The organism is Changchengzhania lutea (assembly GCF_006974145.1).
Classification (GTDB): domain Bacteria; phylum Bacteroidota; class Bacteroidia; order Flavobacteriales; family Flavobacteriaceae; genus Changchengzhania; species Changchengzhania lutea.
Genome location: NZ_CP039456.1, coordinates 1505549 through 1518371 on the forward strand (window position 1 = coordinate 1505549; position 12823 = coordinate 1518371).

13 protein-coding genes are annotated in these 12823 nt (G+C 35.4%); 7 read left to right on the forward strand and 6 right to left on the reverse strand.

Annotated elements, in window-relative coordinates; translation table 11 throughout:
• Positions 1-56 precede the first annotated feature (56 nt).
• From FAF07_RS06990 to trhO, 4 genes are all read right to left on the reverse strand, one after another.
• On the reverse strand, positions 57-542 hold the full coding sequence (locus FAF07_RS06990; RefSeq protein ID WP_246067798.1) for a gliding motility lipoprotein GldH: 486 nt from the start codon (positions 540-542) through the stop codon (positions 57-59).
• The gene (locus FAF07_RS06995; RefSeq protein ID WP_142784423.1) at positions 529-1764 is read right to left on the reverse strand and encodes a PSP1 domain-containing protein; all 1236 of its coding nucleotides are present in this window, start codon (positions 1762-1764) and stop codon (positions 529-531) included. Before FAF07_RS06995 ends, FAF07_RS06990 begins: the two co-directional genes overlap by 14 nt.
• A gap of 182 nt (positions 1765-1946) precedes the next feature.
• Positions 1947-2951, reverse strand: a complete 1005-nt coding sequence (locus FAF07_RS07000) for a radical SAM protein (RefSeq protein ID WP_142784424.1) — start codon at positions 2949-2951, stop codon at positions 1947-1949.
• The gene (gene trhO, locus FAF07_RS07005; RefSeq protein ID WP_142784425.1) at positions 2952-4022 is read right to left on the reverse strand and encodes an oxygen-dependent tRNA uridine(34) hydroxylase TrhO; all 1071 of its coding nucleotides are present in this window, start codon (positions 4020-4022) and stop codon (positions 2952-2954) included.
• Between the two features lie 476 nt (positions 4023-4498).
• Between trhO and recA the strand changes: the two genes are divergently transcribed.
• From recA to FAF07_RS07025, 4 genes are all read left to right on the forward strand, one after another.
• Positions 4499-5500, forward strand: coding sequence for a recombinase RecA (gene recA / locus FAF07_RS07010; protein WP_142784426.1), 1002 nt, complete (start codon positions 4499-4501; stop codon positions 5498-5500).
• Positions 5501-5612: 112 nt separating this feature from the next.
• Positions 5613-6023, forward strand: coding sequence for a hypothetical protein (locus tag FAF07_RS07015; RefSeq protein WP_142784427.1), 411 nt, complete (start codon positions 5613-5615; stop codon positions 6021-6023).
• A gap of 33 nt (positions 6024-6056) precedes the next feature.
• Positions 6057-6599, forward strand: a complete 543-nt coding sequence (locus tag FAF07_RS07020; protein ID WP_142784428.1) for an RNA polymerase sigma factor — start codon at positions 6057-6059, stop codon at positions 6597-6599.
• Positions 6599-8149: a hypothetical protein gene (locus FAF07_RS07025; RefSeq protein WP_142784429.1), complete on the forward strand. Its 1551-nt coding sequence runs from the start codon at positions 6599-6601 to the stop codon at positions 8147-8149. Before FAF07_RS07020 ends, FAF07_RS07025 begins: the two co-directional genes overlap by 1 nt.
• Before the next feature lie 80 nt (positions 8150-8229).
• Here the strand turns inward: FAF07_RS07025 and FAF07_RS07030 are convergent, their stop codons facing one another.
• The gene (locus tag FAF07_RS07030) at positions 8230-8967 is read right to left on the reverse strand and encodes a lysophospholipid acyltransferase family protein (RefSeq protein WP_142784430.1); all 738 of its coding nucleotides are present in this window, start codon (positions 8965-8967) and stop codon (positions 8230-8232) included.
• Between the two features lie 76 nt (positions 8968-9043).
• On the opposite strand from FAF07_RS07030, the gene trpS reads away from it, so the two are divergent.
• Positions 9044-10012 carry a tryptophan--tRNA ligase gene (gene trpS / locus FAF07_RS07035; protein WP_142784431.1) on the forward strand — a complete coding sequence of 323 codons (969 nt, stop codon included), beginning with the start codon at positions 9044-9046 and terminating at the stop codon, positions 10010-10012.
• A gap of 21 nt (positions 10013-10033) precedes the next feature.
• Here trpS and dprA read toward each other — a convergent pair whose 3' ends face one another.
• A complete protein-coding gene (gene dprA / locus FAF07_RS07040; protein WP_142784432.1) occupies positions 10034-11137 on the reverse strand; it encodes a DNA-processing protein DprA in 1104 nt (367 codons plus the stop codon).
• Between the two features lie 104 nt (positions 11138-11241).
• Here dprA and FAF07_RS07045 point away from each other — a divergent pair, with 104 nt between their 5' ends.
• Complete coding sequence (locus FAF07_RS07045; RefSeq protein WP_142784433.1) at positions 11242-12177, forward strand: HU domain-containing protein; 936 nt, start codon at positions 11242-11244, stop codon at positions 12175-12177.
• Between the two features lie 80 nt (positions 12178-12257).
• On the forward strand, positions 12258-12767 hold the full coding sequence (locus tag FAF07_RS07050; RefSeq protein ID WP_142786562.1) for an acyl-CoA thioesterase: 510 nt from the start codon (positions 12258-12260) through the stop codon (positions 12765-12767).
• Positions 12768-12823: the final 56 nt, after the last annotated feature.

Sequence of the window (12823 nt, forward strand, 5' to 3'; positions counted from 1 at the left end):
TAATACATCTATGTAACCTTTTAAAAAGCGAAACCTATAGATGTGACATTTTGTTATTAATTATTTTCAATTCTGAAGCCAATATCGGTAATGCCTTCTAATTCCACGACACCATTAACTTTCCCATTTTCTCTCATAGCATGCTGAATATTCACCCTGTATTCTCCAGCTTCAGTAAAAACTACCGCTTCTTTATACCACAACTTATTCTCTTTAACATCGCCATAACCAGACCCTAAAAGTTTCCCGCTAGGTTCTACCATTTTATACTCTAAGGTGTCTTTAATGGTTTTTCCATGGGGAAAGACCATCTCAACAATTAGGAATAGATTGTTAAATTTATACTGACTTGTGTTTCTTAAATTCACAAACAAATTATACTTGTTAAGAGAATCTGGAGGGTTTATTTTAAAGCTGATTACAGAATCTTTATGCCATGTACTGGGAACCGATTCGTAAACATCAAATACTCTGTTTGAATCACAAGAGGCACATAACACGACACTCAATGCTAACATTAATAACGCCTTACTTCGAAACATTTTTCTTGTTTTGGGGTTTTCTTTTCGCGTTTTTGTTCCTGTTATTTTGGTTTGGATTGCTATTTGGTTTGTTGGTTCTACTCGCTTGATTGCCTTTCCTTCTATTATTTCTACGTTTATTTTTTGGTTTTGGACTATCAAAACGTGTTAAGCTATCTTGACCTACAACGTTCTCAAACTCGTTTTTAGTGTCCTCTATAATAAGTTCTGAGGCGTATTCTTCAAGACTTGCAATTTTTTTGTTCTTTATATTTAAATCTATAATCTCATTGGCTTGAGCGGTAGTTATCTTATGCCAATTCATCCATTCCCCTTCATAAGCATACCACATATGCCCTTTAAAAATATCGGTTTTTTGGCATACCGCCGTGCCTTTTTCTGTTTGAAGCTTTATATCTGTTTTAGGGAAACTCTTTAAGGCGTCCAAATACGTATCTAATTCATAATTTAAACAACATTTTAGTTTTCCGCATTGTCCAGCTAATTTTTGAGGATTTAGGGACAACTGTTGATAACGTGCCGCCGATGTGCTTACCGAGCGAAAATCTGTTAACCACGTAGAACAACACAATTCGCGCCCACAGGAGCCAATGCCACCAAGTCTTGATGCTTCTTGACGAAAACCAACTTGTTTCATTTCAATACGGGTTCTAAACTCGCGTGCAAACAGTTTAATAAGTTCTCTAAAATCGACGCGATCTTCGGCTGTATAATAAAAGGTCGCTTTGCTGGCATCGCCTTGAAATTCGATATCAGAAATTTTCATTTGCAATCTCAAATCAATAGCGAATTGACGCGCTTTGACTTTCATAGGCTCTTCCTTGTCGCGAGCTGCCGACCAAATATCGATATCTTTCTGACTGGCTTTACGGTAGATTTTCAAAATATCGTCCCCTTCTTGAGACACATTTTTTCGTTTCATCTGGACACGTACCAATTCCCCCGTAAGGGTAACCATACCAATATCATGACCAGATTGTGCCTGGGTAGCCACAATATCGCCAATGCTAAGGGTTAAATTTTCGGTGTTTTTATAATAGTGCTTTCTTCCGTTTTTAAAGCGGACCTCAACCCAGTTAAAGGGTGTTTCTCCATTTGGGAGAGACATATTTGCTAGCCAATCAAAAACAGTGAGTTTATTACAACTATCTGTACCACAGGTACCATTATTTTTGCAGCCTTTTGGAGAGCCGTCTTTAGTTGAGCAACTTGCGCAAGCCATATGTTAGCATATATTGAATTCAATAACAATTAAATATTGCCATGAATGAAGGTTCTTAAATAGTTTTGTTTGCCGCAAAGCGGAACGACGCCATTAAAGTGATTTTTCCAAATCAAATTTAAAAAGTCATCTTATGGATGTAAAGATAAGATTATTATGTTGACTTAAAAAAAGGAAGTTTATCAATTGAGCTCTATCTCGTAGTTAAGTCTATTGCTTAAGTTTCTAAGTTCGTATTTAGACTTAAATATGTTCCCAAATAATGTACCACCCCATCCTATTTGAGCGCTAAACTCGTTAAAGGTTTGCTCTTTCCAATTAAAATCGGGTTTCCAAAAAGAATCTGGCGAAATATAGCAAAATGTATAATCGTAAATGAAGCTCGACGTGTTTATTTCGATTTTATCTGGGAGTTCTGTTGGTGCTAGAAGCGTAATATTATTTGTTTTACAGTTACGTCTTATCGTTTTTATTATATCTGGGTAATCTGATCGTATGGCATCTAGATTGAAATCGCTATACTCGGTATTTCCTAGCTTTCGAATGGGTCTCACTTGTAGAATATCAAAACTATCCCCACTAAAATGATCGAACATAGATTGTAATTCGTAGAAGTTGTCTTTATTGAAGGTATAGTTAATACGCACTTTAAAATTATAGCTATTTTTTAACTTCGCAAGCACACGGAAAACATCATGAAATTTCTCGTAATTAGCCTTGTCCATAAAGGCTTCATAGGATTCTTTTTCAATACCATGTAATGAGATTGTAAATTCATTCAATCCAGCATTTAGAAGCGCTCTTATCTTTTCTTCATCAAGTAAATTCGCATTTGTTGTTAACGATATGTAAGGCACTTTGTAAGCTTTACCTAGCTCGACAACTCTCACCAAATTTTTATATAGCGTTGGTTCGGTTCCACAACCTATTTGAAGCTTTAATGCGCGCTTGAAAATCACTTTGGCAATACGCTCTAACTCTTCATCTTTTAGTTGGCCCTTTAAGGTTTTTACAAATTCAGCATCGGTAAAATAACACATTTTACAGCGTAGGTTACAGGCCATTACTGGATCTAAATTAACTGCTAAATATCGAAGATTAAGCTTGTGAAAAACGTATAAGCCAAAAAACTTAATACGATGGTTTTTAATAAGCCTGTTAATCCTAAGCAGTTTATAAATATTCATCTAAGATGAGGGTTTAAAAGACTCAAATATGTTTCTTAAATCTTTTTTATAAGGCAAATGGTCCGCACGTCCTTTTTTAAATATATCGTTGCTGTTCCCTTGTCCCTTTCTGAGTTCTTTTTGTTCTTGGTAAGGTAAGGCATTTATTTCTTTACATTTGGTTGAGCAGCAGTTATCCATTTCTTTTTTACAATCGTTACATTGAATAAACAGTAAATGGCAGGCTTCATTGGCACAATTGGTATGCTCATCGAACGGGTTTCCACACTGATGGCAATTTGCAATCACGTCTTCGCTAATACGTTCAGCTCTTCTATCATCAAATACAAAATTCTGACCGAGGAATTTATTTTCCAAATTTTCATCATTTATTTGTCGCGTGTATTCAATTATCCCGCCTTCTAATTGATAGACATTTTTAAAGCCCTTGTGCTTAAAATAAGCGCTGGCTTTTTCACAACGAATCCCACCGGTGCAATACATAACCAAGTTTTTATCTTCTTTGTAGTCTTTTAAATCGGCTTCAATGATATCTAAAGATTCTCTAAAAGTATCGACATCTGGGGTGACCGCATTTTTAAAATGACCAATTTCACTTTCGTAATGATTACGCATATCGACCAACACCGTCTTCTCATCTTCTATAAGGTTATTGAATTGTTTGGCACCTACGTGAATCCCTTTATTTGTAACATCAAAAGTATCGTCATTTAATCCATCTGCCACAATTTTTTCACGAACCTTTACTTTTAGCTTTAAGAACGATTTATTGTATTGCTCTACAGCAATATTCAGTCGAATGTTCTTTAAAAACGTAATACTGTCTAAATGAGATTTGAATTCGTTAAAGCGATCTGCCGGTAATGATAATTGCCCGTTAATCCCTTCATGTGCCACATAGATTCTTCCCAGAACATCTAAGGCATTCCAGGTAATAAATAAATGGTCTCTAAAAAGGTGCGGGTTGCCAATTTTGGCATATTTATAAAAAGAAAGCGTTAATCGATTTTTACCTGCTTTATCAATCAATTCAGCTCTTTCTTTAGCGCTTAATGTATTGTACAGTTGCATGCTATACCAAGGTTTTAAGGTTAAAAAAATAATATGTTTTGCAAAAATAAGCTTTTAAAAAAAACAGCCCAATTTATTGCATAAAAAAAGCACTCTGTAGTCACAGAGTGCTTTTTTTTGACTAATCCGTAGTTAATATTATTTTAATTTTACCTAAAAAAATATACTACGGATTTAGCCACCATCGGCTTTACAGCTACTATTTAGAAAAACAGCAACTGAAACACCTAATGCGTTCATTAATAATATTTTTATAAAATATTTCATATTAAACTTGAAGGCTTTTAAGTTTATCATTCGCCTTTATAATCAAAACATTAAAAAGGCGATGATGGAACTTGAGGTCTATTTCATAGCAAAAATTTCCCTGCTTTAATTAATAGATGCAAAATGTGTAAAAAGGTTGCGTGATAAAATTGTATTGTGCAAAAAGATATAGTATTTTAGCGTGAATAATTTCAGAAAAAAAGAGATAAATGGGCAATGAAAAAGAAGCGAAATTAAAAGCGCTAAAACTTACATTAGACAAATTAGATAAGGCATACGGTAAAGGCACCGTTATGAAAATGAGCGATTCGGCTGTGGTAGATGTAGAGGCTATTCCTTCAGGGTCTTTAGGTTTAGATATCGCCATGGGCGTTGGTGGTTACCCTCGTGGGCGTGTTGTTGAAATATATGGCCCTGAATCTTCAGGAAAAACAACTTTAACTTTACACGCTATTGCCGAGGCTCAAAAAGCTGGTGGGATTGCTGCGTTTATTGATGCCGAACATGCTTTTGATAGATTCTATGCAGAAAAATTAGGTGTTGATATTGATAATTTAATTATTTCTCAACCAGATAATGGAGAACAGGCTCTAGAGATTACAGATAACCTGATTCGTTCTGGCGCTATTGATATCGTAGTTATCGATTCTGTGGCGGCACTTACTCCAAAAAGTGAGATAGAAGGTGAGATGGGTGATTCCAAAATGGGACTGCACGCGCGTCTCATGTCCCAGGCCTTAAGAAAACTTACAGGCTCTATTAGCAAAACAAATTGTACCGTTATTTTTATTAACCAGTTACGTGAAAAAATTGGTGTCATGTTCGGTAATCCTGAAACAACTACTGGTGGTAACGCACTTAAATTTTATGCCTCGGTAAGATTGGATATTAGACGTTCTACCCAAATAAAGGACAGTAACGGGAATGTTTTAGGAAATAAAACCCGAGTTAAAGTCGTTAAAAACAAAGTGGCGCCACCATTTAAAATGGCAGAGTTCGATATTATGTATGGCGAAGGTATTTCAAAAGCAGGTGAAATATTGGATGTTGCCGTAGAACTTGAAATTGTTAAAAAAAGTGGATCTTGGTTTAGTTATGATGATACGAAATTAGGGCAAGGTCGAGATGCTGTAAAGGCCATTATAAAAGACAACCCCGAGCTCTTTGAGGAGTTAGAAGAAAAAATAAAAGCCGCTATAAAGGTTTCTTAATAAATATAAAATCCCTTTGAACAGGGATTTTTTCAGTTTTATACGCAACCATTGGGAGACAATTGCATCTAAAAGAAGCAACCATGTACTAAAAACTGATTATATTTTTATTATGAAAAAGTTACTTGTGCTTTGTTTGAGCATCATACTGTTAAGCTCATGCAGTGTGGGAGATGATACCCCAGATTATAGTTTTGAAGTGTTACCTATAGAAAGCGTTGTTATTCCTGATGAATTTACATTAGGTGAAACGTATCCTATAACCGTGGCTTATTTTAGGCCAACAAACTGCCATGCCTTTAAGGAATTTTATTACTTGAGAGAGAATAACGAACGTACGGTAGCACCTATTAATTATGTGCTTAATAATGACAACTGTGAAACCATAGAGGATGACCTAGTTGAAGCTACATTTAATTTTTTGGTGACTAGTAATGGCTCTTATATTTTTAAGTTTTGGCAAGGTGAAGATGACAATGGAGATGACCAATATTTAACTATAGAAGTACCAGTGATTGACTAATTTTTAACTTATTAATTAATACATGGTGGAGATTTGAGTTTAAAACAACTCATAGAAAAATGTAAATCGAATGATACTAAAGCACAAGGAGAATTATACAAGCTCTTTTCGAGCAAACTATTTTCAACCTGCTTAAAGTATTCGCGTAACTATGTCGAAGCAGAAGATAATTTGCAAGATGCCTTCTTGATAATCTTCGATAAAATTGGACAGTATAAGAACAAAGGCTCTTTTGAAGGTTGGCTTAAGCGTATTACTGTAAACACCGTATTACAACGGTATAGAAGCGAAAAAATTTTTGATATTATAAACGAAAATATTGAAGATGACGTAGACATAGAATTGGACGAAGCCTCAATTTCAATCGATTATCTTTTAAAAATAATACAAGATTTACCCGACCGGTATCGATTGGTTTTTAACCTTTATGTGCTTGATGGATATTCACATAAAGATATTGCAGAGATGCTAGATATTAATATCGGCACATCAAAATCAAATTTGGCAAGAGCAAGACATATTTTAAAACAAACCATCAACAATTATAAATCAACACAACGATTACAATCCTTATAATGGGAGATAAAAAACATATAGACCGTTTATTTCAGGAAAATTTCAAAGATTTTGAAGTAGCCCCAAGCGATGCTGTCTGGCAAAACATAGAGGCAGCATTACAGGAGAAAAAGAAGAAACGCCGAATTATACCAATTTGGTGGCGATATGCTGGTGTAGCAGCCTTGCTATTGCTGCTATTAACAATCGGTGATTTTTATTTTAATAATGATGAAACTACTCCAGCAAACCAAATAGTTGACACCAAAAACGATTCTGAGCCTACCAAAGCTGATATAGAACTAAAAGATTCTGATGTCAATAACATGGTCACTAACAACGATTCAAATAATCAAGACTCTAAAGGTTTAAATGAGGTGAGAGAAGCTTCTAAGGATAATAAGCTTAATCCTCAAATTAAAAAGAATAGCAACTCCAGTATTACTGTAGTGGCAAAAAACACTAATACTAATGTTGATACTGAAAATAAAACTGCTATTGATACAAATTCGATATCTAATAGTACTCTAAACCCTTCTAAAACGCTTGCAGAAGTAAAAAATAATTCAGAAAAGCAAGTTGATTCAGAAGTCGATAAACCAAACTTGCTTCAAGATAATAACCGTTCCGCTGTGACAAATAATGAAGATAAAACTGGTACTGGAGCTATTGTTTCAGAAAGTTCTAAAGCGAATCCTGTTAACGAAGCCAATAATTTAATTGTTAATGATGCTATTAATAAAGAGAACGTCAATAATATTGCTACTAATGAGAATAAATCGGACTTAAGTATTGAGGAGGTATTAGAGCAAGCTAAAGATATTACTCCAGAAGAGAAAAGGTTAAGTAGGTGGAGTGTTGCACCAAATGCCGCTCCGGTTTACTTTAATACTTTGGGTGAAGGCTCCTCTATAGATCCCCAATTTATTAGTAATTCTAAAAGTGGTGAGTTAAATATGAGCTATGGTATTGGCGCCACGTATGCCATTAATAAAAGACTAAGCATCCGCTCTGGCGTGAACAAAGTCAATTTGGGCTATAACACAAATGATGTGGTAGTATTTCAATCTGTAGGCTTTAGTTCTAGTTCGCGCGCCTTAGCGAATGTAAACGCTGAAGGCAGTTCTACTTCTGCTACATCAAGTAATATTTCAGTAATTAGTTCTGAAAATTTAACATCCAAAGTAGCACCAAACGCATTGGAATCTTTTAACACCTCCATTAACCAATCAATAGGGTATATAGAGGTGCCTCTAGAAATTGAGTACGCCTTAGTCAATAAAAAATTAGGCGTTAATGTTATAGGTGGATTTAGTTCTTTCTTTTTAAGTGACAACAAAATATATTCTGAAACTGGTGGCTCACAAACCTTTATAGGAGAAGCCAATAATATTAATAAAGTGAGTTACAGTGCCAATTTTGGAGTGGGCTTGAACTATCAAATTTCAAAAAAAATAGATTTGAATTTAGAACCTATCTTTAAATATCAAATCAACACGTTTAATAATACATCTGGTAATTTTAAACCTTATTTTATTGGGGTTTATACCGGATTTGCTATAAAGTTTTAGGTTTTTGGTTAGATCTAGATGTTGATTTTCAACACGCTTGGAAATTAACATCAAAAAAACTGCTCCTCCCCGGGGCAGTTTTATTTTTTATAGGCCTTTAATTGATTGCAAATAACAGCTTTCGCTTTCTCATTTAAAGCTTTAGTATCTTCAATAGTTAAATTTTCAGTGGGTATAAATTTATGAACCTTAGCACGCATCTTTCCAGGGCCTCCACTAAAAAAAGTATATGAAAACCGTTTCTTATTATCTCCAAAAGTAATAGGTACAATAGGTATTTTATGGTTAATGGCTAATCTAAAAGCACCATCTTTAAATTCGTCCAATTCAATATGCTCCTCAGGAACACCACCCTCTGGAAAAATACAAATACTTATGCCAGATTTTAGACGTCGCTGCGCTCTTAAAAAAACGGCTTGCCTACTTTTGGCAGAACTTCTATCTACCAAAATACAGGTGCGTTTATAGAAAAAACCAAATAAAGGGATTTTTGCCAATTCCTTTTTACCCACGAAAACAAACGGGTTTTTAACAGTAACCAGCATGAGCATAATATCTGCCATAGAGGTGTGGTTGGCAATAAACATATAGCTTTTATCTTTCTTTGGAATGTCTTCGCGTTCTATCTTATACATAAAACCCATGCCTATTAAAATAAACTTTGACCAAATTCTTGCCAACCTTAAAAAATAAGGATACCAAGACTCCCTAGAAATTGAAATTAAAAGAAGTGGAAACATGACAATTATGGGCACCGCTACAAGAATATAAAACCAAATACGGTATAAAAGCCAAAAAATATATTTAAAAATAATCATAGGCCTCAAAAATACACAATTGTATTGAGCTATTTTACCAAAAACAATTACCTTTGTGTCTTACTAAAAATTAAAGATGGCAAGAATACTAACAGGCATACAAAGCACAGGAACACCGCATTTAGGAAATCTTTTAGGCGCGATAATTCCAGCCATTGACATGGCAAATAACCCTGAAAATGATTCCTTCCTGTTTATTGCAAATTTGCATACCTTGACTCAAATTAAAGATGCCGATACCTTGCGCACGAACACCTATTCCACAGCAGCCACTTGGTTGGCCTTTGGTCTGAATATTGAAAAAACGGTTTTTTACAGACAAAGTGATGTGCCTCAAGTAACAGAATTATCCTGGTATTTAAGCTGTTTTTTTCCCTACCAGCGCCTCACATTGGCACATAGTTTTAAAGACAAGGCGGATAGGTTAGAGGATGTAAATGCTGGTTTATTTTCGTATCCTATGCTTATGGCAGCCGATATTTTGTTATATGACGCTGAAATTATTCCTGTGGGGAAAGACCAACTGCAACATATAGAAATGACACGTGATGTCGCCTCTCGTTTTCATGCTAAAATGGGTGAAACCTTTGTATTGCCAGAAGGTAAAATTCAAGAAAACACCATGCTTATTCCAGGCACTGATGGTGAGAAAATGAGTAAAAGCAGGGATAACATTATCAATATTTTTTTTGATGATAAAAAGCTGCGCAAGCAAATCATGTCTATTGCAACAGATAGTACGCCTCTTGAAGACCCTAAGGACTGGGCGACTTGCAACTGTTTTGCCATTTATAGTTTATTAGCTGACGGTTCTCAAATTGAAACCATGAAAGCTAATTATGAACATGGCGGATATGGCTACGGACACGCTAAACAAGCATTGTTTGAACTAATAACTCATATGTTTTCTGAAGAACGAGCGCGTTATAATTACTACATGAATAATTTGTCTGAAATTGACAAAGCACTTGCTTTAGGTTCTGAAAAAGCGAAACTGGTTGCAGATACTGTTTTGGGTAGAGTAAGAGAGAAGGCTGGGTATTAAATTCCTGCGAAGGCAGGAATTTTAAATAACCTCAAACAACTTCCCTGGCAATGGCCTTATCACACCTTTTAATTCCATGTTTAAAAGTACACCCGCCACTTTAAAAATGGGTAATTGACAGTTAATGGCAATCACATCCAAGACCTGTTTATCGTTTTCTTTTAAATAACTGTAAATCACTTTTTCGGTAGAATCAAGTTCTACAAATAGTTGCTTTTGTATCGCGGGTTTCTTGTCATCTTCCAATTGCCAATTCAAGATATAAGGAACATCTAAAGGGGTGGTGAGCATATGTGCTTTTTGATGCTTTATTAAATTATTACACCCCACACTCTGACTATCTGTAGTACGTCCAGGGACTGCAAAAACATCTCGGTTATAGGAATTTGCAATATCTGCGGTGACCAAGCTCCCCCCTTTTTCGGCAGATTCAATAACAATGGTTGCTTCACTTACACCTGCAATAATTCTATTTCGTTTTAAAAAATTATTTTTATCAAAAGGATCACTACTCCAAAAATCTGTATAAAAACCACCGTTTTTTTCAATATCAACCATATATTTTTTGTGAACTTTTGGATAGATTTGATTTAATCCGTGCGCTAGACAAGCTATAGTTTGCAAGTCCTGTGCTATGGCTGCCTTATGTGCTGTAATATCTGTGCCATAAGCGAATCCGGAGACGATAATGGGATTATATGGTGATAATTTTTCTACTAATTCTTCGCAAAAAGCCACACCACTAGTTGTAATTTTTCTGGCACCCACAATGCTTATAATATGTCGATGCTCAAGGTTCATATTACCTGTTTGAAACAATAAAATAGGCCCGTCAATGCAATGTTTCAGCTTTTCAGGATAGCTTTCGCCAGTGAAATAACTCACCTTAATTTGGTTCGTTTTAATAAATTCCATTTCCTTCTCAGCAGCTTTCAAATGCTCCGAATCATATAACCCTTTTAAAACATTCAGTCCAATACCATCAATTTTTATAAGATTTTGCTTCTTTGCTTTTAATACGGCTTCAGCAGACCCGCAGGTTGCTATAAGACGCTTAGCCGTAATATCCCCAATATTGGGAACATGCTGTAGCGCAAGCGTATAAAGTAAATCAAGCTCTAACATAATTGAAATCTCTTTTTGAAACTACAAGAACGTCATTTTTATCCTGTTAATAAATACTTGCATCTATATTTTTATGGAACCTATATTTTTTTAACTTTGTTTCTATGCAACTAGAAACCTACATAAGCGATTTACTCTATAGATATGAATGTGTTACTGTTCCTAAATTTGGAGCCTTCGTAACACAAAGGGTTTCTGCAACCATAGACGATACCACTAATTCCTTTTTTCCGCCTAAAAAGGTATTATCGTTTAATGAGCAAATTCAAGCCAACGATGGTTTATTGGCACATTATATTGCTGATGTAGAAAAAATTCCTTTTGAAGTTGCTGTAAAAAAAATTGACAAACGCGTTAAAACACTTAAGGCCTATTTAACACAGGGCGAAACGCTTACCTTTAAAAATATTGGCGAGATTGTTTTTAATAACGAGGGTAAAATTTTATTCGAACCCACTTACCACCTTAATTACTTAACAGATGCTTTTGGCTTATCTCAATTTGAAACATCCCAAGTAAATCGTGAGGTTTATAAAAAAGAAGTGGAAACTATTGAAAATGTCATTCCTATTGGCGTCACTTCAGAAAAAAGAAAATCTAAACCGTATTTAAGATATGCTGCCGTCGCTGTAGTCGCCTTAACCTTAGGTGGGTTTGTGGCTTCTAATTATTATGTTAACCAAATTGAAACGCACAACCAACTGGCTCAAGAAGAAGCGACACAACAACTGGATACCAAAATTCAAGAGGCCACTTTTAGTTTAAATCCACTTCCCGCTATCACCCTAAATGTGACAAGGCAAACGGGTAATTATCATATTATTGCCGGTGCTTTTCGAATAGAAAAAAACTGCATAAAAAGGATCGAACAACTTAAAGCAGATGGCTTTAGCGCTAGAAAAATTGGTGTTAATAAATACGGCTTGCATGAAGTTGCTTATTCCAGTTTTGAAACAGGCCAAGAGGCGCTCACAGCCCTTCGCAATATTAGAAAATCGCACAATAAGGATGCGTGGTTGTTGGTCAGAAAATTGGACTAATCAAATATACAATTCCCGCTTATTTTACTTCTTTAATACCTAAAACATAGTACCTTTGCAAAATCTCTAAAAAAGAAATGATGAAAGCAAAGACGCCTGATCAATCTCGAACAATTATGACCGATTTGGTTTTACCTAGTGAAACCAACCCTTTAAATAATTTATTTGGCGGTGAATTATTAGCTAGAATGGATCGCGCTGCCAGTATTGCCGCTAGAAGGCATTCAAGACGTATTGTGGTCACCGCATCTGTCAATCACGTGGCATTTAATCGCGCAGTGCCTCTAGGTAGTGTAGTTACTGTCGAGGCCAAAGTGTCTCGTGCATTTAAAACGTCGATGGAAATTTTTATCGATGTTTGGATGGAGGATCGGGAATCTGGCGCCAGAACCAAAGCCAACGAAGCCATTTACACCTTTGTCGCTGTTGATGAAACGGGGCGACCTGTTGCAGTTCCAGAAGTGCTTCCAGAGACTGATATAGAACACGAACGTTTTGATGCCGCTTTACGTAGAAAACAGTTAAGCTTATTACTTGCAGGAAAAATTAAACCCAATGATGCTACTGAATTAAAAGCATTGTTTGAGTAAGTTTTAATTTATTTTAAAAGGTCAAATTTATAAGATTCCTGTTTTCAAAGGGAGCT